Source organism: Ralstonia sp. RRA (assembly GCF_037023145.1).
Classification (GTDB): Bacteria; Pseudomonadota; Gammaproteobacteria; order Burkholderiales; family Burkholderiaceae; genus Ralstonia.
Window position 1 is genome coordinate 1444179 of record NZ_CP146092.1, and the last position, 23992, is coordinate 1468170.

Here is a 23992-nt window from a genome sequence, read left to right on the forward strand (position 1 = left end):
AGAACTGCGTTATGAGCGTATTTCGTGACAAAGCAGACAGGCCTGCCCGCATACGCGCAGCAATGCCTGCCATTGAGCGCAGACCAGGCGCCCTGACACGAAAGAACCTCTCATTTTGACCCGCCATGAATGACTGGCGACGGCTCTTGACGATGGCCACACCCCGCCTCTCGCCAACCGCACCAACCCTGGACCGACTCCCGAACCCTTAAAAAGCGGTAGCTCAAGCCGGCTACAGCCAATTTCCCCTACAACCCGCAACGTCGCTTCTTTCTGTTCCTGCACATGTTCCCAAAAGACACTGAGAACCTTTGCAGCCCACCAGTTTTTTTACAGCGCTATTCGCTTTGACTCTTGTACGTAACGCCAGAAAGCCGCACCGGACGGGTTTATGCAACAACACCGTACGACACTACGCTGACATGGCGCGCAATATTACCAACTAAGGAGCAAATTAAAACAAACTCCCCTCATCAAACATGTCAAACAATTGTAAAAACGCAGTCTGAGTGTTTTCTTGAAAAGCAGGAATTTATTCGGAGGAGGCAAAAAAAATCCTGCCTCAAAATAGGCGATGTGCATTCTGGGAGCATTCGGGTAGGCGCGTTTTTTGATCAGCGGAAAAATACTTTGCCCGAGCGGATGGATCTTCAAAGTTCCCACAAGATCGGATGCCTGCCGGGTTCAACGCTGGGCAAGGACGGTGTGCGCGAACCGGAGATGCATCAATAGAGAGGCCGCTGGACAACTGCCCGCGCAAAAAGCGCGCCTCTCGCATGCGTGGTTGATGTGCTTAGCCACAACAGTAACGAGGTTATTGGCGCAGTCATGGCGGCGCTCACCCTGCCCGGCGTCCCGCGTGCGGGGTGGGATCAGTTCAAGCGGTTGCGCTGTATGCCAGACAACGTTTTCCCCGAAACGGCATCGCGTCTCGCCAGCCGTGCGCAACCTCCCTCTATGTCATATAGGTCCGCTTATACTTGCGCGGGACCATGGCGCATGCGCGGACCACGATGCCCCACGGTTCGGCCTACCCTTCTCCGCTTGCTCGTCGTCATGCCATCTCGCCCGTCATATTCGACGTCGCTTCGTGCCGCCCCGGATCTCGCCGGTGCGCACATCCTTGTCGTAGATGATTGCCCTAACGAGCTTCAACTACTGATCGAGATTTTGCGTGTTGCCCGTTGCCGGATCAGTGTTGCGTTTGACGGCGTCCAGGCGTATCACCGGGCACAGGCCGTGGCCCCTGACCTGATCCTGATGGATTTACGCATGCCCCGCATGGATGGCTTTGCCTCGTGCCGGTTGCTCACTGCAACGCCCTCAACACAGGCCATTCCGATCATTATGTTGACGGCGGCGACGGATCTCGATGACCGACTCGAAGGGCTCGAAATCGGTGCGATTGACTATATCGTCAAGCCGTTTGAACCCGCAGAAGTCATTGCGCGCATCCGGAATCATCTGAAGAAGGCGCTCACCAGTCGTTCCGAGCACTATCTGCCCGCGCTCCCCGACACGCCGGATGCGTCCTTGGTACGCGCAGCCAGCCAGCTTCTGCTGCGTGACGTGCGCAACCCGCCCACCGTCGAAGATCTCGCCAAGCAGGTGGGTACCCACGAAAAGCGCCTGTCTCGGGTATTCCGCGACCATCTCGGAAAGACCGTCTTCGAATATTTGCGCGACACGCGACTGCAGATGGCGCAGCGTTTTCTCGCTAGAACTTCGATGGGCACGGGGGAGATCGCTGAAGAGATCGGTTTTTCCAGCGCCGCCAATTTTGCAACGGCGTTTCGCGACCGCTTCGGTACCACGCCATCTGCCTGGAAGCGGCAGCACCGCGAAGTCGACATCACCGATCCCATTCAGGTCCCGAACACCGATGCGTGACCGATGCAAAGCATGTGCAGTGTTGTATCGCACTGCGCTGTGCTTCCTGCTGCTTGCGTGCATGCCCCTTCCGGCAGCTTGGGCCGCCACGGCTGAAGGCCCAGGGCTGCTGGAAGATGTATCGATATTCGAAGACGCCACGGCCGCGATGCCGCTCGAAGCGATCGTTGCCCTGCCCAAGAGTGATCATGGTGGCTTCGTGCCGGCCACAAAGGCGCGGTTGAATCCAGGATTCTCGCGGTCTGCCTGGTGGGTCCGCCTCACGCTGGTCAATCACGACCATGTCGAGCGCCCAATCGTGCTGGCGCTGCGCGACGCACGTGTTGATCGGGCGGACTTCTATACCCCGCGGAGCGGCCACTGGGCACAGGATGCCGTATTCCCGCCCGCTAGCACCGACGCGAATCAGGCGCAGCCCCGGTATCCGGTGCTCAACATGACCCTGCATCCAGGCGAGAGGATCCCGGTCATGGTGCGAGTCACCTCCCGCAAGACATTGCAACTGGAGCCCATGGCCTTTGCTCAGGAGGCATGGCATGCAAGGGAGATTCGCGCCGCCCTGTGGAACTTTGGGTTCCTTGGCGGCCTGCTGGCGTTGACGTGGGCTGCCTTGCTGATCGGATTCTTTTCCCGCAGTAGCGCGTTCTATCTGTTGGCAGGCCTGTCCCTGAATACTGCCTTGTATGAGGCATCCATTCGCGGCTATACCCGTGCGTATCTTTGGCCGCATGCGCCCGAATGGTCAGCGCGCAGCGAAATACTGTTTGTGTATCTTGCTATTGCACTCTTCATTGCGTTCATCCTGAAGATTGCGCGCGGAGAAAACGTCAGGATGCCGGTGCAGGTCATCTACGTGGCGATACTGTGCCTCGAGTGCATTGGCATGATCGGTGCTGCGTTCGGCGACCTCCTTGTCTTTACGCGGTTCTGCCTGCAACTGAGCGTCGCACTCGGCATCCTCAATATCTGCATTGCGCTGCTGTTTGCCAAGCGCGGCACCCCTACCGGCCGTCTGTTGCTGGTAACGGTCTGCTTTGCTCTATTCAATTTGCTGATACGGACTGTCGAAGGGCTCGATGCGCTACCTGCAGCGCTTTCATGGCTCAAGTCCGACATTTACCCCAATCCCGTCATGGCGATCATCGGCCTTGCCACGCATCTCGTGGTGCTGGCCGCCTGGATCCACCATGTGGGCCGTCAGCGCACGGAAGCAAGGCAGCGGCTGGAGCATTGGCAGCTCACGGAACAGGATCGGCTGCGGGACGAAGTCGCGAAACGGACAGTCGCGCTCAACGAAGCGCTTGGCCAGGCGCAAACCAGCATGCAGCAAAAGATCGAAACCCTGGGGTACGTCAGCCACGATTTGCGTGCACCGTTGTCTACGATCAATGGGTACGCGAAGCTCCTGCTGGATAGCGCGACACAGAGTCAGGCCAAGCTGATCCAATCCATCGACCGCAGCATCCGCTACCAACTGACGCTCATTGACGAGCTGCTGGAATATACGAAGGCCGAACTGCAGCCACTCGGCGTTGCGCCCAGCCCCGTGGACTTGCCAGACCTTCTGGATGACATCGCCGGCTATGCCATCGCACTTTGCGCACAACAGAACAACCAGTTCATCTATCGGCCGCTGACGCCGCTGCCGAAAACGTTGGAGATCGACGGAATCCGTCTGCAGCAGGTCTTGCTCAACCTCCTGTCCAACGCTTCGAAGTTCACACACAACGGCGTCGTCACGCTAACCGTAGAGGCCCACAAGCAGGTCGACGGCTATCGCATCGGCCTTGAGGTGGCCGACACCGGCATCGGGATCGACGTCGCGAAGAAAACCGACATTTTCGGCGCCTACCAACAAGTCCAGGCAATCAACGGCGGGACTGGACTCGGTCTGTTTATCGCACAACGCATCGTCAAAGCCATGCGCGGCGAACTGCTTGTCTCCAGCAGGCCCGGCGTTGGAACATCGTTCACGTTCGAAATCGTCGCACCGGCCCTTGGGCATGTCCTGATCGATGTGGACGACCTCCCTCGCCCAGCACAGCCCAAGACCGAACCCGCACGGCCCCGTACGCCAACGCTCCGACCTCCTGCCCAGGACCTTGATGAACTTGCCCAGTTCGCCAGAAACGGCCGCCTGACAGACGTGGAAGACTGGATCCGCAGATTTGCGAATGTCCCCGGCTATGCCAGCTTTCTCGATGAAGTTCAAAAATGCGTCGATGCCTTGGAATTTGCAGCGATAGAAGCGCTGCTTGGTTCGGCACAAGACCAGGCGGATCTGACCTCTGTTGATCTGGACCGAATCCTGCCCCACCGGGTGTAGCCCAATCAACCACGTCTCGCCTGTCTGCGGCGACGCGCCTCCACAAGGCCACGCCCGCACTCTTCCTGAACGCATCCAATAACAACGAAGCCTGCGTTGAAACTCATGAACTTGCCACCAAGCTCCAGTCAGCGAAATGCGGGGTATTCGGACCTTCGCTGCACTCCACTGCAGCCGTGCTGCGTAGTGCGACGAAAGGTCGGGAGGGCAACATATCAAGGTCGACGGGCGATCATTGCTGGAGCGATGCTTTGCGCAACGGCCGCTGGCGATGCGTACGCGCAGGCGGCACAACAAGCGGACGATGCACAAGCGCCGGTCGCCGCGCTTCCGGAGATCGTTGTGAAAGGCGTGGCGAACGCGCCGTCAGTCGGGCTCGTCGGTCAACGCACCACAACGGGAACGAAGACCGATACGCCGATCACGGAGATTCCTCAAACGGTCAACATCGTCACTGAGCAGCAGATGGCGATGACCGGCGCAACCGACCTCAGCCAGGCACTGCGCTACCTGCCAGGGTTCGCATCATATGGATCCGACAACCGCTCGGACCTGTATGCGACGCTGCGAGGCTTTAAACCTTCTCTGTTTGTCGACGGGTTGCAAGCGCCGAATACAACGGTCATCGCAGATTGGCGCGTTGCCCCGTATACGATCGACAGCATCACTGTGCTGCGTGGGCCGACGTCGGTGCTGTATGGGGCCGGCGATCCGGGCGCGATCGTCGATGTGCAGACGAAGCAGGCCGACGGCCAGCGCGTGCGCGAGGTGGGTGTGCAGATCGGCAACTACGCCCGGAAGGAGACGATGCTCGACATCGGCGACAAGCTCGACGCCGACGGTAGAGTTGCCTATCGCTTCGTCGGCGTTGCGAGCGACGGCAACGCACTGACCGGGCCGCATGACGAGCAGCGCGTCGCGCTTGCGCCTTCACTGCGCTGGCGGCCGGATGCCGACACCTCGCTGACACTCACCGCGACCTACCTGCAGGACCGGAGTGATTTTTCACACAACTTCCTCCCCGCGCAGGGCACCGTGCTGCCCAACCCCAATGGGCAGCTCACGCATGACGTCTACACGGGCGACCCGACATTCAATGACTACCGAAAGAAGCAGTGGTCGCTCGGCTATCAGTTCTCGCACAACCTCAATTCGACGTGGACATTGCGCCAGAACGTGCGTTGGATGCACTTGTCGCTTGATGACGCATCGGTCTTCGGCGCGGGTCTTGCCCCGGGCAGCACCACCAACATCACGCGCTACGCAGGGCTGTTCCAGTTCAACTACAGCCGCTTCGATATCGACAACACCGCACAGGCGCGCTTCGGCACAGGGCCACTCGAACACACGGTGCTACTCGGCTTCCAGTACAGCCGGCAGACAACGACCGATAGCGAGTGGCTTGCGCTGGCGCCGCGCCTGAATCTCTACAACCCGGTCTATACGCCGGTCACGACCGCGATCTTCTCGGGCCCGACGTTCCTGGGCCACCCCAATCTGTACACGGCGATGAGCACGGTCAGTACCTACGCACAAGACCAGATCAAATGGAACCGCTGGGTTTTGACGCTCGGTGGCCGCGAGGATTGGGTCAACGTGCGCCAGGACAACCGCGGGGCCGGCACGCAGACGAACCAGGACGTCAGCGCGTTCTCGGGCCGTGTCGGCCTCACGTATCGCGGCAGCTACGGGCTTTCGCCGTACGTCGGCTATTCGACATCGTTCAACCCGGTCATCGGTGTGAGGATGTTTGGTGGAGGATTGCCGCAACCAACGCGCGGCAAGCAGACCGAGGCTGGCCTACGCTGGCAGCCGCTGGGCGAGAAGCTGATGCTGAGCGCGGCGGTCTACCAGATCAACCAGACGAACGTCGTGACACCGGCGCCGAGAAATCTCGATCCCACCGGCATGTCCTCCGTGCAGACTGGCGAGGTGCGTTCGCGCGGCATCGAGCTGAGCGCGGTCGGCAACCTGACGCGCGAGTTATCGCTGATCGCGTCGTACATCTATCAGGATGTGAAGAACGTGAAGGCGAACGACGCGTCGCTGAACCACTGGCCGGTCGACATTCCGCGGCCGCGCCAGATGGCGTCGCTGTGGGCTGACTGGACATGGCGCACCGGAGCCCTCGCGGGATTCGGCATTGGCGGCGGGGTCCGCTACCAGAGCGCGTCGGCGGGTGCGTCGGACAACTCGCTGACGGTCCCCAGCTACACGCTGTACGACGCGGCACTGCACTATGGCACACGCGATTGGCGTTTTTCGCTGAACGTGATGAACCTGTTCGACCGTCGCTACATCAGCGGCTGCCAGTCGTACGCGGTTTGTGTATTCGGCAACGAGCGCACCGTGCTGGCCAGCGCCAAATACAATTGGTGACGATACACCTCTGATTGCCAGCCCCACCATCCGACAACCCCACCATGACAGAACGCATCCTGCTCAGCATCGACGCCGGCGTGGCCGAAGTCCGGCTCAACCGGCCCGAGAAGATGAACGCCATCGACCCGGCCATGTTCGAGGCCCTGGTCGCAACCGGTGAACGCCTGATGAATGAACCAGACTTGCGCGCCGTGGTGTTGTCCGGCGAAGGTCGCGCGTTCTGCGCCGGGCTGGACATGGGCAGCATGGCAAGCCTCGGCACGGGCGACAGTGGATCAGACATCGGCGCTGGCCGGTTGGCTCGGCGTACGCATGGATCGGCCAACCTGCCACAGTACGCTTGCACGGTCTGGCGCGATCTGCCGGTGCCGGTGCTGGCGGCAGTGCATGGCGTTGCTTACGGCGGTGGGTTACAGATTGCGCTGGGCGCAGACGTCCGCTACGTGCGCGCCGACACGCGCATGTCAATCATGGAAGTCAAATGGGGGTTGGTGCCCGACATGGGCGGCATGGCCCTCACGCGTGGCCTCGTGCGGCCCGACCGGCTGCGTGAGCTGATCTATAGCGGGCGCGTCGTCAACGGTGACGAAGCCTGTGCCCTGGGTCTGGCAACCCACGTGGTCGACGACCCGCGCGCGGCTGCCCTGGCGGCAGCGCGAGAAATTGCGCAGAAGAGCCCGGACGCAATCCGTGCAGCCAAGCGCCTGATGGGCGTTGTGGAGGATGGCGATACCGCTGCCATCCTGCTGGCCGAATCGATTGAGCAGGACCGCCTGATCGGCGCGGCTAACCAGCGTGAGGCGGTGCTCGCCGGCATGGAAAATCGCGCACCGGCGTTTCAGCCGGCCGCGAAGCACTCAAACAGCTAGCTCAACGGAAGTGATGCACTCAGGCGGCGACGGGCTTGCCGCCGAGCGCCGCACGCATGGCACGCGAACGGCTGACCACCTCGTCACGCAGCGGCGCGCGCAGGCCCATCGCAAAGGCGGTCTCGGCCACCAGAAACAGCGGCCCAACCACCAGCCCCACCAAGTCATCGACAAAGGCTGGTTTGCGCCCTTCGTAGTAGTGGCCGACAAACTGGATGATCCAGCCGATCACAAACAAGCCGATGCCCGCCGATAGCCAAGCCGCTACCGAATGTCCGGCCACCTGCTGGCCAATCCACACACACAGGCCGATCAGCACAAACATCACCACGCCAAACGCCACATCCAGGCGCAGGTAGAACACCGTGACGGCCGCCAGCAGGAACAGCGCCGGCGTAACAGCCACACCGCCGGGCAACGCTGCAAACACGGGGCGGGACAACAGAATCGCCACCGCCAGCACAATGGCCGGGATGCCGACAAAGTGCGTGGCGATATTGCGCCCGTCCTGGTGGTAGGCCGCGTAGTTGGAAAGATGGTCTGACAGGCTGCGCATCGTGGTCTCCAGTTTTTGTGCGTTTGCAGCATGGACGCTGCAGTTGCCCTCTCGTTATGATCCTTTCATCTTAGTCAGCGGATGGAACGGCGCTCTGTCATATAGCCGACAAATTCGCCTTGTCTGTTGCCCCTCCACTGCCGGCCCCATGGACCGTTCCGCTCTCTTCCACCCACAAGCAGATGCTGCGTCGTACCGTGAACGCCTGCATGCCAGCAGCTGGTTCGGTACGTTGGATGCGCCCTTACAGGACGCATTGATCGGCATTGCCGCCGTGCGCCGCCTGAGCGCGGGCGATGTGCTGTTCCGGCGCGGCGATCCACCCGACGGGTTGTATTGCGTGGTGGAGGGCACCATCTGCATCGGCGCCACCAGCGCGGAGGGGCGCGAAGCCCTGTTGGCGGTGCTGGAACCCGTCAACTGGTTTGGCGAAATTGGTGTTTTCGACCGCCAGCCGCGCACCCATGACGCCCGCGCCGACGCCAGTACCACGCTGTTGCACATGCCGCAGGCCGCGCTGATCGCCCTGCTGGACAGCAACCCGGCACTGCTGCATGCCTTCGCCCTGCTGCTCACGCACAAGCTGCGGCTGACCTTCACCGTACTGGAAGAAACCGCCCTGCTGCCCGCCTCCGTGCGCGTGGCCCGGCGCTTGCTGTTGATGGCCGACGGCTACGGCGACCTGCGTCTGGGCACCCGCCGCGTGCTGCGGGTGCCGCAGGAGCAGCTTGCACAGTTGCTGGCGCTGTCCCGCCAGACCGTCAATCAGGTGCTCAAAGACCTGCAGGCACGCGGGATTCTCAAGGTCGCTTACGGCGAGATTGAACTGCTGGATTTCGCCGGATTGCGTGATCTTGCCCGGGGTGAGGGTTGAATCACCAACCAATACCCCTACATGCGGTGAGATAGGACCGATCCTATAATGTGTTCCCACTCGCACATTCGCCCTTCGCATGGTGTGGAGGGCGTGAAGCGAGACTTTCTCCAAGAGATCCATCATGCCCCGCCAGACCCCCATCGAGCGCTATCGCAACATCGGCATCTCGGCGCACATCGACGCCGGCAAAACCACCACGACCGAGCGCATCCTGTTCTACACCGGGGTCAATCACAAGATTGGCGAGGTGCATGACGGCGCGGCCACGATGGACTGGATGGAGCAGGAGCAGGAACGCGGCATCACCATCACGTCGGCGGCCACGCACTGCATGTGGAAAGGTATGGCGGGTAACTACCCGGAACACCGCATCAACATCATCGACACCCCGGGCCACGTCGATTTCACCATCGAGGTGGAGCGCTCCATGCGCGTGCTGGATGGTGCGTGCATGGTCTATGACTCCGTGGGCGGCGTGCAGCCGCAGTCGGAAACCGTCTGGCGCCAGGCCAACAAATACAAGGTGCCGCGCATCGCGTTCGTCAACAAGATGGACCGCATCGGCGCAGACTTTTTCCGCGTTGAGCGCCAGATGCGCGAGCGCCTGAAGGGCAATCCGGTGCCGATTCAGATCCCGGTCGGCGCGGAAGATGGTTTCCGCGGCGTGGTCGACCTCGTCAAAATGAAAGAGATCCTGTGGGACGATGCCTCACAGGGCGTGAAGTTCACCTACGTCGACATCGACCCTGCGCTGCTACCCATCGCCCAGGAATGGCGCGAGAAAATGGTCGAGGCCGCCGCAGAGGCGAGTGAAGAGCTGCTCAACAAATACCTCGGCGGCGAAGAGCTGACCGAGGAAGAGATCAAGCGCGCCCTGCGCAAACGCACCATCGCCGGTGAAATCCAGCCGATGCTGTGCGGCTCTGCGTTCAAGAACAAGGGCGTGCAGGCCATGCTGGATGCGGTGGTCGACTACCTGCCCTCGCCGGTGGACATTCCCGCCATTGAAGGCCACGGCGAGAAGGATGAGCCGCTCGAACGCCACCCCAGCGACAGCGAGCCATTCTCCGCGCTCGCCTTCAAGATCATGACCGACCCGTTTGTCGGCCAGCTCGCGTTCTTCCGCGTGTACTCGGGCAAGATCAATTCGGGCGACACGGTCTACAACTCGGTCAAGCAGAAGAAGGAGCGCCTGGGCCGCATCCTGCAGATGCACGCGAACCAGCGCGAAGAGATCAAGGAAGTGCTGGCCGGCGACATTGCCGCCGCCGTGGGCCTGAAGGACGTGACGACCGGCGAAACGCTCTGCGACCCCGAAAACGTCATCGTGCTGGAGCGCATGGAGTTCCCCGAGCCCGTGATCAGCCAGGCCGTGGAGCCCAAGACCAAGGCTGACCAGGAAAAGATGGGCATCGCCCTGAACCGCCTGGCACAGGAAGACCCGTCGTTCCGCGTGAAGACGGATGAGGAATCCGGCCAGACCATCATCTCGGGCATGGGCGAACTGCACCTGGAAATCCTGGTCGACCGCATGAAGCGCGAGTTTGGCGTGGAAGCGACGGTCGGCAAGCCGCAGGTGGCGTACCGCGAAACCATCAAGAAGGCCGCCGAAGACGTCGAAGGCAAGTTCGTCAAGCAGTCGGGCGGGCGCGGTCAGTACGGCCATGCGGTCATCACGCTGGAGCCGAACGAGGGCAAGGGCTACGAGTTCGTCGACGAGATCAAGGGCGGCGTGATTCCGCGCGAGTTCATCCCGGCGGTGGACAAGGGTATCCGCGACACGCTCAACACGGGTGTGCTGGCCGGCTATCCGGTGGTGGATGTGAAGGTGCGCCTGACGTTCGGCTCGTACCACGACGTGGATTCGAACGAAAACGCGTTCCGCATGGCCGGCTCGATGGCCTTCAAGGATGCGATGCGCAAGGCCGGCCCCATCCTGCTCGAACCGATGATGGCCGTGGAAGTGGAAACGCCCGAAGACTACATGGGCAACGTGATGGGGGACTTGTCTTCACGGCGCGGCATGGTGCAAGGCACGGAAGACATCGCTGGTGGCGGCGGCAAGATCGTCAAGGCCGAGGTGCCGCTGGCTGAGATGTTTGGGTACTCGACCGCGCTGCGTTCGGCCACACAAGGCCGTGCGACGTACACGATGGAGTTCAAGCACTACGCGGAAGCCCCGCGCAATGTGTCTGAAGCGGTGATCTCGGCCAAGAAGGTCTGAGGCTGTTTTGCTTCATTCGCTGCGGCCGCCTCGTGCGGCCGCAGTGCTTTGCGGGCTAACCCGCGGGCAGGTTCTCGACGCAAAAATCGATGAACGCATGCACCTTGGCCGGCAGGTGGCGCCGTGTTGGGTATAGCGCGTACAAGGCAAAGCGTTCGTCCGGCCAGTCGGGAAACAGGTCAACCAGTTGGCCGCTGCGCCGCAGGTCTTCCGTACCCAGCGCCATCACCTGGGCAATGCCCGCCCCCGCCACGCACGCCGCGTGCATCGTGCGCACGTCCGACACCATCAACCGCCCGGCGGGCCGGATCTCGATGCGCTCGTCCTTGCGCCAGAACTCCCACTCGTAGGGGCGCCCCGTGACCGGGTTGTAGAACAGGATGCGCTCGTGTGACGGCACATCGCGCGGATGCGCGGGTTTTCCGTGGCGGGCGATGTAGCCCGGGGAAGCCACGGTCACGATGCGCGTCTCAATCAGCTTGCGCGCCACGAACGAGCCCACCGGCGGTGGCCCGAATCGGATCGCCAGATCAAACCCATCGGCCACCAGATCGCCCACGTCGTCACGCATGATGAGCTCCAGCGACAGATCAGGATGGCGCTCCAAAAAACCCGCCACCGGCGTCGCCAACGCCATCCGCGAGAAAAACGGATCGACGTTCACCCTCAGTCGGCCCTGCACGGCGCCCGCTGCGCCCGAAGCCATTGCGGCGGCCTCGGCGATACCCATCAGGTGGGGCCCGACCTGCTCGTAGAGACGGCGCCCCTCGTCAGTGAGCGTGAGCGAACGCGTGGTCCGCTCGATCAGGCGCACGCCAATGCGCGCCTCCAGCCGACTGACCGCACGGCTCACCCCGGACGGCGACAACCCCAGCGCATCGGCCGCACGTACGAAGCTGCCGCTTTCTGCCACGGCCGCCAGCAGCGTGATGCCAGAGAACAATTGCCCATCGAACGTCATGCAAACCCCTTCTGCCCATCGTCATTACGGGAGATTTTTCACGAATGATTTGCATGTTACGCACTTTATTCAAAGCAGAGTGGCCGGCACTATGGCGGCCTGTTCACCCGGTGGTCCCTCCGTTCATCCATCAGGCAACCCAAGGAGCCGCACATGCTGCACGCATTGAAGACGCAAGGTGTTTCCATCCCCCGGCTGGGGCTCGGCACATTCCGCGTGCCCAATGAAGATTGCCAGCCCGTGGTCGAAAGCGCGCTGGCGCTTGGCTACCGGCACATCGACACCGCCGCGATGTATGCCAACGAGGCCGCCGTGGGTGCAGCCATCGCTGCCTCGGGTCTGCCACGCGACGAGATCTTCGTCACCACCAAGGTGTGGCATGACCAGCTCGCGCCGCAGGCTGTCCCGCAGGCGCTCGAACAGAGCCTCGCCAAGCTAAAGCTGGATTACGCCGATCTGTATCTCGTCCATTGGCCGGCACCGGGCATGGATATGGCGGCCACCATGGACGCCATGGTGGCGTTGCGCGAAAGCGGCCGCGTGCGGGCCATTGGCGTGTGCAATTTCAATCTGCCGATGCTCAAGACCGCCATCGATACCATCGGTGCGCCGCTTGCCTGCGTACAGGTGGAATACCACCCGTTTCTGGATCAGTCGGCGCTGCTGGCTTATCTGGGCGACAGGGGAATTCCGCTCACTGCTTACGCTCCGCTGGCACAAGGGCGCGTGGCGGAGGATGCCACGTTGCAGGCCATCGGCCGCAAGCATGGCGCATCGGCAGCCCAGGTGGCCATTGCATGGCTGATGGATCAGCCCAACGTGATCGCCATTCCCAAGGCCCAGCGCCGCGAGAGCCAGCAAGCCAACCTCGACGCACTGAACCTGCGCCTGGACGATGCGGACCGCGCCGCCATTGCGGCCCTGCCCAAGACACTGCGTTACGTGCAGCCGACCTTCGCGCCGGATTGGGATGCCGTACCGGCCTGACGCCCTAGCGTAACCAAGTCAGCCACGCGTACACGGTCCCCGCCGCAACCACCAGGAACGGGATCGAGTAGGCGTGAAATGCCAGCCAAGCTCGCCGGTCTCCCGCCATCCGCAGCGCAATCAGGTTGGCCAGCGAGCCGACGAGCGTGCCAAACCCGCCCACGCTCACCGCAAAGGCAATCAACGGCCAATCGTGCGAATACTCAGCTAGCAGGATCGCAGCCGGCACGTTGCTGATGACCTGCGACACGCCAATGCCGGCCCAGTACAGATGCATCGGATTGGCCAACGCCAATGCATCCAGCGCCTGCCGTACCACGCCAAGCTGTGCCACCAGGCGCAGGTCGATGAACATCAACACGAACACCAGCAGCAGGCCCCAGTCCACCCGCGCCAGCACGTAACGCGCGCCAATCAGGTAGAGCACGACCAGGCCCGCCAGCGCTGCAAGCGGATACCCCAGGTCAGTCAGCACCAGAAACGGCACGTACAGCGCCAGCGCTGGCAGCAGCAGGCGCTTGTGCACTTCCACATCACCCGTTTCGGCATGCAGATGGATTTCGTGCGATGGAAACGCCAGCCACGTGGCCACCAGCAGCAGCACCGTCAGCAAGGCGACCATCGGCGCCATCTGCCAGACAAACGCCCCGAAGGACAACCCTGACTGGTGCCATAGGAAGAGGTTTTGCGGATTGCCGATCGGTGTGAGCGCCGAGCCTGCATTGACAGCCAGCGCCTCAAAAATGACCAACCGCGTGACCGGCAGCTTCGCCACCTGCCGTAAGCCGACGGTCAACGGCACGATCACGAACAAGGCGACATCGTTGGTCAGCAATGTCGACAACGCCGCCGACGCGCCCACCAGGCTGAGCGCGAGCACGCGTTCGCTGCTGACGGCATCAACCAGACGCATGCCCAGCAATTGCAGCATGCCGCTGGACTCAACCGCCTTGGTCAGAATCAGCAAGCCGGCCAGCGCAGCGATCGTGTGCCAGTCAACCAACGATGGATAGCCGGCCACACGCTGCGGCGACACGATCGACAACGCGCCGCAGACGAGCAGCAGCAGCCAGAAGAAGACGTCTTGCTTGAGGTGGTGCCAGAACGGCGGATGGTGTTGCGCGGCAGAGGCCGGATGGGACGCCGGCATGGCTTGTGCCATGCGCGTGCGAGGCCGCGAGTGAGGCGAACTGCCGTGCATACGGAAAAACAGGAAACGTTGGCGCAGATGCGCACAAACCAGCCGGGCGCGGTTTGCCCGGCCGATTGTACGTGCTGCGGCCTCAGCGGCTCAACTCAAGCGCTCAACCGCTGACCGGGCGCGCGGTGCGCACCCGATCAAGGCTCGTCGGCCCCGCTTACGACTCGCGCGAGCCGCCGGAACCCGACCCGCCTGGACGATCCGAGCCGCCAGACGAACCCGTACCGCCAGCACTCGGGCGATCGCTCGTGCCGCTGGCGCCACTCGGGTGGTAGGCCGCCTGCGGGGTACGCTCCGGACCGCGATACTGGCCTGCCAGGCCGTGACCGCCCGTCGAGCCGCCCATTGAACCGGACTGGCTGGCCTCGGTGCTCGACACGCCGCCTTGCAGCGGCTGGGTCGGATGGCTGGCAATCACGCGCTCGATCTCGGCAACCGCCTCGCGCGGGGCCAGCACGACTTCCAGCCCCAGCGCGCCGGCCACGGCCATCAGCGTCGACAGGCGCGGGTCAGCGCGACCGGATTCCGCGCGCAAATACGCTTCGCGGGAGATGCCGGCCATCTTGGCGACGTCTTCCTGTTTGAGCTTGCGCGACTTGCGCAGACTGTGTAACTGCTTGAAGGGCTGTTCCATCTGTTCGCTCCTGCACCTGAGATGGGAAACACCGCCGAGCCCGGGGGGACCCGCACGATGGGCTGAAAACAAAGCGAATGTCGGGTGCGCTGCACCTTGATTCGCGGTCGTACACATGTGTGCGGGCGGTGTCATCGTTGTATTGCACACCGTTGCACACGCTTTGGGTGGCGGCCTCCGCGATGTGTTTTCTACAGAGTAGACGTAATTTCGACTGCACCCAACATTGACGCGTGATGAAAGCGCATCCCGTCATCCGTGTTTACCGTGACAAGCCCGGTAACGGGTCGGTTCCCTCGCAGATGCTGTTTTCTTCGCTTGGTGTGTCACGTTTGTGACGTCTCATGCGCAAATCCTTGCACCCGCACAACGTTTCGTCGATCCGCGCTTGCCCTATCCACCAATTGGAGGGGTCTCGGGGGAGAGCCTGGGATTAGAGACCCCGGCGTCGCGGGCGTATCTTGGGAGCGGGCGGCGCGCACCTTTCGTCACGCAATTGCCGTGCCGGAAGGTGACTCGGCGGTCAGTTAGTGGAAATCGCGGCTGAAGGTTGCCAGGCGCCCCAGAAGTGGCGTCAGATCGACCAGATGCTGGGCGACCAAGTGCCGCGTCTCGCGCTCGCACTGCCATTTGCCGTAAACGCCCAGTAGCTGGGCATTGAGCACCTCACGGCGCTGGCGCTCGATCAGGCGCGGCCAGAGCACGACATTGATGGTGCCGGTCTCATCTTCAATGGAGACGAAGATCGTGCCCTTGGCCGTGCCCGGCCGCTGGCGCACCGTGACAATGCCGCAGGCACGCGCGAGCTGTCCGTTGCGATACCCCGCCAGCGTGGCGGCGGTGACAAAGCGCATGTCGTCAAGCCGGGGCCGCAGCAAGCTGATGGGGTGACGCTGCAATGACAGGCCCAGGCTGCTGTAATCGGCCACCACCTCCTCGCCGATGGGCGGAGCAGGCAGCACGAGCGATGCCTCCACCGGGCGGGCCTGGCGCAGCAGCGCGTGGTCGTGTCCGGGCTCCTGCAAGGCGAGCGTTTGCCACAACGCTTGCCGGCGATGGCCCGCCAGCGGTTTGAGCGCGTTGGCAGCGGCGAGCACATTCAGGTCGTGGCGGTCGAGTTCCGCGCGATATGCCAGGTCGTCCACGCTGGAGAAAGGGGCTTGCGCGCGGGCAGCTTCGATACGCTCGGCGGCCGGTTGGCGCATACCGCGGATGCGGCTGAAACCGAGGCGGATGTCCGGCTGCGCCCTCTCCTCGCTTGCCGCGCCCGGGCGTTCGTGCAATGTGCTGTCCCACACGCTGGCCGTGACGTCGACCGGCAGCACGCGCACCCGGCTGCGCCGCGCCTCCTGCACCAGTTGCGACGGCGAATAGAACCCCATCGGCTGGCTGTTAAGAAGCGCGGCAAAGAACGCCGCCGGCTCATGACACTTCAGATAACTGCTGATGTAAGCCAGCTTGGCGAAACCGGCTGCGTGGCTTTCTGGGAAGCCGTACTCGGCAAAGCCCTCCATCTGACTGCACAGCGCATCCACGAAAGCCGGGTCGTAGTTCCGCTCTTCCACCATCACCTGCTTCAGCCGCACCTGATGCTGCACCAGATTGCCCTTGCGCTTCCAGGCAGCCATGTCGCGTCGCAAGCGGTCAGCCTCATCGGGCGTGAAATCCGCAGCATCGATGGCGATCTGCATGACCTGCTCCTGGAAGATCGGCACGCCGAGCGTACGCTTCAGCACGCCCTCCACTTCCTTGCCGGGATACGTCACGCAATCGGTGTTGCCGTTACGCATGGCCTCGCGCCGCTGCAGGTACGGATGCACCATGCCACCCTGGATCGGCCCCGGACGCACGATGGCCACCTGGATCACCAGGTCGTAATACTTGCGCGGACGCAGGCGCGGCAGCATCGATTGCTGTGCGCGCGATTCGATCTGGAACACGCCGATGGTCTCGGCACGGCAGATCATGTCGTAGGTTTCCTCATCGCCCTCCGGCAGATCCTGCATGGCGAGCTTGTCAGCCGCCTTGTAATACGCACGACGACCAGGCAGCGCATCGACCATATCGAGCGTGCGGCGAATGGCCGTCAGCATACCGAGCGCCAGCACGTCCACCTTCAGCAAGCGCAGCGATTCGAGGTCGTCCTTGTCCCACTGGATGACGCGGCGGTTCTCCATGGCCGCGTTCTCGATCGGCACGAGGCGCGAGAGTTTGTGCTGCGCGATCACGAACCCGCCCACATGCTGCGACAGGTGGCGCGGAAAACCACGCAACTCGCCCACCAGTTCAGCCCAGCGCTGCACCAGCGGTGATGCGGGGTCCAACCCCTGCTGGCCCGCACGCTCGGCAAACTCCTTGCGGCTATCCCACCACGCCTGCCCCTTGGCCACCTGCTCGATGATGCCGAGATCGATACCGAGCGCGCGGCCAACGTCGCGCAAGGCACTGCGCGTGCGGTACGTGATGAGCGCGGCGGCCAGCGCGGTGCGTGTCACGCCGTATTTCTCGTAGATGTACTGGATGACCTCTTCGCGGCGCTGGTGCTCGAAGTCGACATCGATGTCGGGTGGCTCGCTGCGTGCGCGTGAAAGAAAACGCGCGAACAATGCATTGCCGCTGTCCGGGTCTACCTCGGTGATCCCCAGGCAGTAGCACACCGCAGAGTTGGCCGCTGAGCCACGCCCCTGGCAGAGAATGTCCTTACTGCGAGCAAACTTCACCACGTCGTAGACGGTCAGGAAGAACGGCTCGTAGCCCAGATCGGAAATCAGATCGAGCTCCATGCTGATCTGCTTAAGCACCTTCTCGGGCGTGCCTTGTGGGTAGCGCCGCTTGGCACCGGCGTAGACCTCGGCGAGCAGGTACTCAGCAGGTGTCATGCCCTCTGGCACGACCTCGCTCGGGTATTCATATTCGATTTCATCGAGCGAGAACTGGCACAAGCCGGCCAGCTCCACACTGCGATGCAGGGCACGCTTGCCACGCTCGCCCTGGTAGAGAAACGCAAGCTGCATGCGCGTGCGCATGGCCTGCTCGGCGCTGGGTGACAGCTCCAATCCACACTCGGCAATCGGCTTGGACAGGCGAATGGCCGTCAGCACATCGTGCAATGGCTTGCGCTGCCGCGTGTGCATCTGCACACCACCGGTGGCAACCATCGGTACGTCGATCTGCTCGGAGACCGCAGCCACCGTGCCGCGATGGCGGTCATCCGCATGACGCAGTGGCAACTCCAGCGCAATCGATAGCCGATCGCCGAACACGCGCTGGCACCACAACGCCTGCATGCGTAGTTGTTGCGGATCGGCGTCATAGTCGGGCAGCAGAATTGCCAGGCAGTCAGGCACGCCGCGCAGGTGGGCCAGCTCCCCCTTGGGCGCAGCCAGGTCATCGGCCAGCAGGCGGTATTCCCCTTTGGGCGCTGCCAGCCGCGCGTGCGTGATGACCTCGCTCAGGTTGCCGTAGCCCTCGATGTTCTGTGCCAGCAGCACCAAGCGCAGCCAGGGCTCGCCCTGTGCATTGCGCACGGCAAAGCGGCTGCCGATGATGAGTTTGAAGTCCTGCTCCTTGGCCGCCACAAGCGCACGCGCGGTGCCAGCCACGGAGCATTCGTCGGTCAACGCCAAGGCCTGATAGCCGTATTGCTTGGCGCGCTCCACCAGTTCTTTTGGATGCGATGCGCCGGTCAGGAACGTGAAGTTGCTGATGCAATGCAGCTCGGCATAGTCAGGCAGGCCGATGGAGGGCAATGCGCTTGTCGCCATGACACACCTAGCCGAACAGGCCGTGCAGATACCAGCGGGCGTCTTCCTCGCTGGCCGATGCCGAAACACGCTCGCGGTAGACCCAGTAGCGCACGGCTTCCTCACCTTCTGCGATGAAGTAGTCGCGCTTGATGAGGGCGTCGTCCCACCAGCCGGATTCGATGCGCTCGGGCAAGGACACTAGCCGCAATGGCCCGCGGTAGTACGGATAGTGCTGGCGCGTCAGCAGCGGGATGGGCTTCTCCAGCAGCCACAGCGGCCGCTCGGGCTGCTGCGCGTGCCATTGCGCCAGCGCCTGACGCACAGCGGCGCGGCTGTGCGCGGTGGTGGCGGCGTTCACCTCCACCCAATGATTGGCACGTTCGGGGCGGTGGTCAGCGCATGGCTGCGGGTGGCGCACGTTGTCTGCACCCAACCGGGCGATGAGCGTGTCGATCAGGCGGGCCGCATCTTCCGCCCGGCCACCGGGTTCGGGAAACAACGACTCGGTGGGCGGTGCCAGCGGTGTGGCGTCTGTCACCGTCAAACGTAGCTCGACCACCGGAGCGATCAGCGTGAGCCGGTGCACGCGCTCGTGCAGCACGCGTGACAGATGCGCCAGCGTGCGGACCGGCTGCGCCAGGGCGATCTCCACCGGCGTGGAGGATGCGGCATCGTCACTGCTCCGGCCGCGCCGGCGCTCGTGCTCCAGCGTGAGCCGGTAGGTCTTCGCCCCCAGTTGATGCGCCGACAGCCAGCCCACCAATTGCAGCAGCAGTTGCTCGGACGCAGCCAGCACACCTTCGGCGCTGTCGATACGGCCGGGCAGCTCCAGCGGCACATCAAAGCTCAGCGGCGCGGCAAACCATGTGAAGCTCTCGTGCCCATCGCCGTAAGCCGCGTCGAGCGTATCGACCAGCAGCGGCCCGCAGCGGCGGCGCAAGCCGGCACGTGGCAGCGCTCGCAAATCGGCCAGCCTGCGGCAACCGAGGCCCTCAAGCCAGTCCGGGCGTGTCAGGCGAACCACGGCATCGATCGACAATGCATCCAGCAACGTCGACATGCGTTCCAGTCGCACTGCCCGTCGTACGCCACCTGGGGGTGCTGTGCGATGCCCGCGCACCGGTCGCGTGCTCGCCAGCCAGGCCGCACCGCGCGCCGTCGGTCCGGCGCCGAGCACTGGCACGGCGCCCAACCGGTACGCGCAATACTTCACTGCCCGACACAGCGCGCGATGCCCACCGAACAGGCGCAGGCTTGCCTCCACCTCCAACAGCACGGTCGCCTCGTCGGCCACATCCAGCGTCACGTGCGGCGTGAATGCCAACAGCGCCAGCGCCAGCGATTGCATCAGCCGTGCCTCGGCCGCCAAGTCGCGCTCAAGCTGCACAGCGTGCGGTACCAGCGCCTGTGCACCCGCCCGGCGTAGGCCCGCATGCACGCCTTCCCGCACCGCCAGACGGTTGGCCGATACCACGCGCTCCTGCTCCAGCACCACCACCGGCAGGGGCAGCGCGGCCGGGTCAGACCACCGGGGTCGAAGCGCGTCCAGCGGCAGCCGGGGCAGATGCACCGCGATCCAGAACGGCATGATCAGAAGCGTCCTGATCGCTCGATAGCGCATCGAACGCAGAAGACGATGACAGCGTAGCCAGCAACGCCGCAGTGGCCGGGTCCATGGTGAATGGCTCGGCGGGTTGCATTGGCAACGAACGAACGGAAGCGCGCCCCGCCTGCAACGGGTCCGCCAACGGCAGCAGCAACGGCGTGTCACGCAACGGCCCGCGCCGCTTGTGAAAGAGGATGGACAACGCATCGCCACCCGCCGGCACCAGCCCAAGGCGCAGCACCGCAGGCGACGACTCCCGCAACGCCTGTGCCGGCCGGAACACCCAGATGGCGCTCTCGCCTGCTTGTGCCAGCACCTGCAGCCGGCGCAGTGCTCCAGGGCGCGCCTGGTTCAGCCAGATCAGCACGCCACCGAATGCCTGGCTGCGCACGATCTGCTCGGCGGCCCACAGCAGGTCAGCGGGCTTGTCGGCGCGCACCCAGACGATCTGCTCAGGGGAGAAATCCCAGCCGACCAGCCGCACGGCGTTGGGTAGATGTGGGGGGCCGACTAGCGCAATGCGCCCGGTTCCCGCACATAGCGTGGACAGCGCCGGGCGCAGCAAACGACACTCACCGATACCGGGCTGAGGACACAGCAGTTCGGTCAGCCCGCCCAGCGGCCAGCCGCCACCGGGCAACTCGGTATTCAGCGCGTCATAACCGGTGGCCAGAACGCGCCCGCTGGCGCGTGCCAGACTGCCTGCACGCCACAGTGCCGGATGTAATGTTTCGGGCGCTGGTACTATCCGGGCTCTTTGCGCAGGCAGGCGCGGCCCGCCCCCCGCCGGCCAAGTGGCGACAGGGCGTTCCGCTACACCTTCAGCAGGAAAAAGAGACGGGGACGGCGCAAACATGGAAAGCGCGGGAGAAAATCGCAAATACTGTATGGATATAAGGGCTATCCACTTAGCTCCAGCCATGCCAGAATCACTGGATGGATATACAGGTAAAGCAGATATTACCCCCAGAACCGGGGAAGGACTACCCCCGTAACTGGAACGAGTTTCTGGACCGGTTCGGGACGGAAGAGGCTTGCCTGTCCTACCTGGAGGGATTGCGGTGGCCGCAGGGGTTCGTTTGCCCTGATTGCGGCGTAGCGGCCGAGCCTTATCGGTCGAGCCGCACGCGCCTGATGTGTCGCAGTTGCGCTCACCAAACGACGGTGACCGCTGGCACGATATTCGACAAGACCCGTACCCCGCTACGTGTGTGGCTGGCTGGTGCGTGGTATCTGACCAATCAAAAGCAAGGCGTCAGCGCCCTTGGTTTGCAACGGGTGCTAGGCCTGGGAAGCTACCAGACCGCTTGGACGATGCTGCACCGGTTTCGCCGCGCTATGGTGCGACCGGACCGCGAACGCCTGAAGGGGTGTGTAGAGGTTGACGAGACCTACCTGGCCATCACGGACCGAGAGGCCCCTATCTCGGCCATCAACCGCAAGAACCGCACGAGCAAAGTGCTGGTCATCCTTGCGGTCGAAATGCTTCAGCCCAAGGGCTTCGGCCGGATACGCTTGCAGCGCATCCAGAACGATGGCGCCGAATGCGTCATCCCGTTCATACAGGCGTCGATTGAGCCTGGCGCCCAAGTCAGAACTGACGGGTCAGCAGCCTACCGGACATTGAGCAAGCTGGGTTACGAACACCAGCGCAATGTGATGCTGGGTGCCGAGGTGCCAGCTCACGTTTCGATGGCTGGCGTTCATCGGGTTGCTTCACTGGTCAAACGCTGGATTCTCGGCACGCATCACGGCTCGGTTCAGCCCGAACATCTGGACGCCTACCTGGATGAGTTCGTGTTCCGCTTCAATCGCCGCACCTCGGGCTCGCGCGGTCTCTTGTTCTATCGGCTGCTTCAGCAAGCGGTCGTTACCGGCCCTGTGACGTATGCGGATGTAGTGAACCGGGTCGAGACGGTGTAGCATACGAATACTGTATATCCATCCAGTTATCCTGTGCTGGTGGAGCTAAGTGGATACCCCACATGGATATACAGTATCACAACTTTCGCTCTGCGCTAGCCTGTTTCTAACGTCCTTGCCGTTGCCCCATCTTGTCGCCCCATCCCGCCTTGCCACCAACAGTGCGCAACCGAACCCATCCGGAGAAAACCGTGTTCACTTGCAAAAACCAGAGCTGCGGCACGCAGTGGGAGCTGTCCGAAGTCGTCATCAAGGACGAAGGTCAGGGACCGCTGTTCCGCTGCACGCTCTGTGGCGCGCGCAACTACGTCGAGCGTTTCGAAGCCGACGACGGCACGGTCGTCTACGAGCAAATCGAAGGCCGGCCGTTCAATTGAATTGACCCGACGCAACAACATGACCACCGAACCGACCGCCACGCCCTTCAGCACCCTTGCGCTCGCCCCCGCCGTGCTCGCGAATCTCGCGCAGCTCGGCTACACCGACATGACGCCAATCCAGGCCGCGAGCCTGCCGATCACGCTCGCGGGCCACGACCTGATCGCACAGGCGAAGACCGGCAGCGGCAAGACCGCGGCCTTCTCGCTCCCGCTGCTCACGCGACTCGACACACGCAGCTTTGACGTGCAAGCGATGGTGCTGTGCCCGACGCGCGAACTCGCCGATCAGGTCACGCAGGAAATCCGCCGCCTCGCGCGCGCCGAAGAGAACGTGAAGGTGCTGACGCTCTGCGGCGGCACGCCGATGCGTCCGCAGGCGGAGAGCCTCGAGCACGGCGCGCATATCGTCGTCGGCACGCCGGGTCGCATCATGGACCATCTCGAACGCGGCAACCTCACGCTCGGTGCGCTGAAGACGCTTGTGCTCGACGAAGCGGACCGGATGCTCGACATGGGCTTCTTCGACGACATCGCGACGGTCGTGCGCCAGTGCCCGACCGACCGGCAGACGCTGCTGTTCTCGGCGACCTACCCGGACGGCATCGCCAAGCTGTGCCGCCAGATCCTGCGCAATCCGAAGGAAGTGAAACTCGAAGAGCGCCACGACGACAGCAAGATCCGCCAGCGTTTCTACGAGGTAACGGATAACGAGCGACTGCATGCGGTCGGGCGGTTGCTCAAGCACTATCGGCCGGTCAGCACGCTCGCGTTCTGCAATACGAAGCAGCAATGCCGTGACCTGCTCGACGTGCTGCGTGCGCAGGGCATCCACGCACTGGCGCTGCATGGCGAGTTGGAGCAGCGCGAACGCGATCAGGTGCTGATCCAGTTCGCAAACCGGAGCTGCTCGGTGCTCGTCGCAACCGACGTTGCCGCGCGCGGGCTCGACATTGCGCAGCTCGAAGCGGTGATCAACGTTGACGTGACGCCTGACCCCGAAGTGCACGTGCACCGGATCGGCCGCACAGGCCGTGCCGATGAGAACGGCTGGGCGCTGAGCCTGGCGAGCATGGATGAGATGGGGCGTGTCGGCAACATCGAGGAGGTGCTCGGGCGCGAGGTCGAATGGCACAAGCTCGCCGAGCTCGACGCCGGCAGCGACGCGCCACTGCTGCCGCCGATGGAGACCCTGCAGATTCTCGGCGGACGCAAGGACAAGATCCGCCCCGGCGATGTGCTCGGCGCGCTGACCGGCGACGCGGGCTTTCGCGGTGACCAGATCGGCAAGATCAACGTGACCGAGTTCTCGACCTACGTCGCCGTTGAACGCGGCATTGCACGCGACGCGCTACGCGGGGTAATCGTACTTCTCGTGCAAAATCTGGCGGTTTCCCGGCAAAGCCTTTTTTCATAAGGCTTTCCAGGTGATT

At 63.2% G+C, this 23992-nt stretch carries 17 protein-coding genes; 10 read left to right on the plus strand and 7 right to left on the minus strand.

The annotated features are described in order from the left end of the window. Window positions 1-1056: 1056 nt before the first annotated feature. The 4 genes from V6657_RS24475 (at window position 1057) to V6657_RS24490 (ending at window position 7467) form a co-directional block, all read left to right on the plus strand. On the plus strand, window positions 1057-1890 hold the full coding sequence (locus V6657_RS24475) for a response regulator (protein WP_048932015.1): 834 nt from the start codon (window positions 1057-1059) through the stop codon (window positions 1888-1890). A 61-nt stretch (window positions 1891-1951) separates the two neighbouring features. Beyond that, window positions 1952-4216 (plus strand): sensor histidine kinase, encoded by a 2265-nt coding sequence (locus V6657_RS24480; RefSeq protein ID WP_248694728.1) that lies wholly within the window; start codon window positions 1952-1954, stop codon window positions 4214-4216. Between the two features lie 246 nt (window positions 4217-4462). Further along, entirely contained in the window at window positions 4463-6595 is a 2133-nt protein-coding gene (locus V6657_RS24485; RefSeq protein WP_048932017.1) for a TonB-dependent siderophore receptor, read from the plus strand. A 44-nt stretch (window positions 6596-6639) separates the two neighbouring features. Then, complete coding sequence (locus V6657_RS24490; RefSeq protein ID WP_048932018.1) at window positions 6640-7467, plus strand: crotonase/enoyl-CoA hydratase family protein; 828 nt, start codon at window positions 6640-6642, stop codon at window positions 7465-7467. Window positions 7468-7486: 19 nt separating this feature from the next. Here V6657_RS24490 and V6657_RS24495 read toward each other — a convergent pair whose 3' ends face one another. Further along, window positions 7487-8023 carry an Mpo1-like protein gene (locus V6657_RS24495; protein ID WP_048932019.1) on the minus strand — a complete coding sequence of 179 codons (537 nt, stop codon included), beginning with the start codon at window positions 8021-8023 and terminating at the stop codon, window positions 7487-7489. A 148-nt stretch (window positions 8024-8171) separates the two neighbouring features. Here V6657_RS24495 and V6657_RS24500 point away from each other — a divergent pair, with 148 nt between their 5' ends. After that, window positions 8172-8897, plus strand: a complete 726-nt coding sequence (locus V6657_RS24500; protein ID WP_048932020.1) for a Crp/Fnr family transcriptional regulator — start codon at window positions 8172-8174, stop codon at window positions 8895-8897. 124 nt (window positions 8898-9021) lie between these two features. After that, window positions 9022-11124 (plus strand): elongation factor G, encoded by a 2103-nt coding sequence (gene fusA / locus V6657_RS24505; RefSeq protein WP_021194035.1) that lies wholly within the window; start codon window positions 9022-9024, stop codon window positions 11122-11124. Window positions 11125-11179: 55 nt separating this feature from the next. Here the strand turns inward: fusA and V6657_RS24510 are convergent, their stop codons facing one another. Beyond that, entirely contained in the window at window positions 11180-12085 is a 906-nt protein-coding gene (locus tag V6657_RS24510; RefSeq protein ID WP_048932021.1) for a LysR family transcriptional regulator, read from the minus strand. Between the two features lie 156 nt (window positions 12086-12241). Between V6657_RS24510 and V6657_RS24515 the strand changes: the two genes are divergently transcribed. Beyond that, window positions 12242-13072: an aldo/keto reductase gene (locus V6657_RS24515; RefSeq protein ID WP_048932146.1), complete on the plus strand. Its 831-nt coding sequence runs from the start codon at window positions 12242-12244 to the stop codon at window positions 13070-13072. Between the two features lie 4 nt (window positions 13073-13076). Here V6657_RS24515 and V6657_RS24520 read toward each other — a convergent pair whose 3' ends face one another. The 5 genes from V6657_RS24520 to imuA all read right to left on the minus strand — a co-directional run bounded on the left by V6657_RS24520 (window position 13077) and on the right by imuA (window position 21115). Beyond that, entirely contained in the window at window positions 13077-14234 is a 1158-nt protein-coding gene (locus V6657_RS24520; protein ID WP_048932022.1) for an SLC13 family permease, read from the minus strand. A gap of 196 nt (window positions 14235-14430) precedes the next feature. Beyond that, window positions 14431-14907: a helix-turn-helix transcriptional regulator gene (locus V6657_RS24525; protein WP_048932023.1), complete on the minus strand. Its 477-nt coding sequence runs from the start codon at window positions 14905-14907 to the stop codon at window positions 14431-14433. A 527-nt stretch (window positions 14908-15434) separates the two neighbouring features. Beyond that, complete coding sequence (locus tag V6657_RS24530; RefSeq protein ID WP_048932024.1) at window positions 15435-18671, minus strand: error-prone DNA polymerase; 3237 nt, start codon at window positions 18669-18671, stop codon at window positions 15435-15437. A 7-nt stretch (window positions 18672-18678) separates the two neighbouring features. After that, window positions 18679-20241, minus strand: coding sequence for a DNA polymerase Y family protein (locus V6657_RS24535; RefSeq protein WP_048932025.1), 1563 nt, complete (start codon window positions 20239-20241; stop codon window positions 18679-18681). Beyond that, window positions 20174-21115, minus strand: a complete 942-nt coding sequence (gene imuA / locus V6657_RS24540) for a translesion DNA synthesis-associated protein ImuA (RefSeq protein WP_048932026.1) — start codon at window positions 21113-21115, stop codon at window positions 20174-20176. Before imuA ends, V6657_RS24535 begins: the two co-directional genes overlap by 68 nt. A gap of 80 nt (window positions 21116-21195) precedes the next feature. Between imuA and V6657_RS24545 the strand changes: the two genes are divergently transcribed. The 3 genes from V6657_RS24545 (at window position 21196) to dbpA (ending at window position 23976) form a co-directional block, all read left to right on the plus strand. Beyond that, on the plus strand, window positions 21196-22182 hold the full coding sequence (locus V6657_RS24545) for an IS1595-like element ISRama1 family transposase (protein WP_024542051.1): 987 nt from the start codon (window positions 21196-21198) through the stop codon (window positions 22180-22182). 191 nt (window positions 22183-22373) lie between these two features. Next, a complete protein-coding gene (locus V6657_RS24550; RefSeq protein WP_048932027.1) occupies window positions 22374-22559 on the plus strand; it encodes a hypothetical protein in 186 nt (61 codons plus the stop codon). A gap of 19 nt (window positions 22560-22578) precedes the next feature. Next, complete coding sequence (gene dbpA, locus V6657_RS24555) at window positions 22579-23976, plus strand: ATP-dependent RNA helicase DbpA (protein ID WP_338755320.1); 1398 nt, start codon at window positions 22579-22581, stop codon at window positions 23974-23976. Window positions 23977-23992: the final 16 nt, after the last annotated feature.

What these genes read in the sequence shown, in the direction of transcription:
- V6657_RS24475 (WP_048932015.1), top strand. Translation starts at nt 1,057, where the DNA reads ATGCCATCTCGCCCGTCATATTCGACGTCGCTTCGTGCCGCCCCGGAT.
- V6657_RS24480 (WP_248694728.1), top strand. Translation starts at nt 1,952, where the DNA reads ATGCCCCTTCCGGCAGCTTGGGCCGCCACGGCTGAAGGCCCAGGGCTG.
- V6657_RS24485 (WP_048932017.1), top strand. Translation starts at nt 4,463, where the DNA reads ATGCTTTGCGCAACGGCCGCTGGCGATGCGTACGCGCAGGCGGCACAA.
- V6657_RS24490 (WP_048932018.1), top strand. Translation starts at nt 6,640, where the DNA reads ATGACAGAACGCATCCTGCTCAGCATCGACGCCGGCGTGGCCGAAGTC.
- V6657_RS24495 (WP_048932019.1), bottom strand. Translation starts at nt 8,023, where the DNA reads ATGCGCAGCCTGTCAGACCATCTTTCCAACTACGCGGCCTACCACCAG.
- V6657_RS24500 (WP_048932020.1), top strand. Translation starts at nt 8,172, where the DNA reads ATGGACCGTTCCGCTCTCTTCCACCCACAAGCAGATGCTGCGTCGTAC.
- fusA (WP_021194035.1), top strand. Translation starts at nt 9,022, where the DNA reads ATGCCCCGCCAGACCCCCATCGAGCGCTATCGCAACATCGGCATCTCG.
- V6657_RS24510 (WP_048932021.1), bottom strand. Translation starts at nt 12,085, where the DNA reads ATGACGTTCGATGGGCAATTGTTCTCTGGCATCACGCTGCTGGCGGCC.
- V6657_RS24520 (WP_048932022.1), bottom strand. Translation starts at nt 14,234, where the DNA reads ATGGCACAAGCCATGCCGGCGTCCCATCCGGCCTCTGCCGCGCAACAC.
- V6657_RS24525 (WP_048932023.1), bottom strand. Translation starts at nt 14,907, where the DNA reads ATGGAACAGCCCTTCAAGCAGTTACACAGTCTGCGCAAGTCGCGCAAG.
- V6657_RS24530 (WP_048932024.1), bottom strand. Translation starts at nt 18,671, where the DNA reads ATGGCGACAAGCGCATTGCCCTCCATCGGCCTGCCTGACTATGCCGAG.
- V6657_RS24535 (WP_048932025.1), bottom strand. Translation starts at nt 20,241, where the DNA reads ATGCCGTTCTGGATCGCGGTGCATCTGCCCCGGCTGCCGCTGGACGCG.
- imuA (WP_048932026.1), bottom strand. Translation starts at nt 21,115, where the DNA reads ATGTTTGCGCCGTCCCCGTCTCTTTTTCCTGCTGAAGGTGTAGCGGAA.
- V6657_RS24545 (WP_024542051.1), top strand. Translation starts at nt 21,196, where the DNA reads ATGGATATACAGGTAAAGCAGATATTACCCCCAGAACCGGGGAAGGAC.
- dbpA (WP_338755320.1), top strand. Translation starts at nt 22,579, where the DNA reads ATGACCACCGAACCGACCGCCACGCCCTTCAGCACCCTTGCGCTCGCC.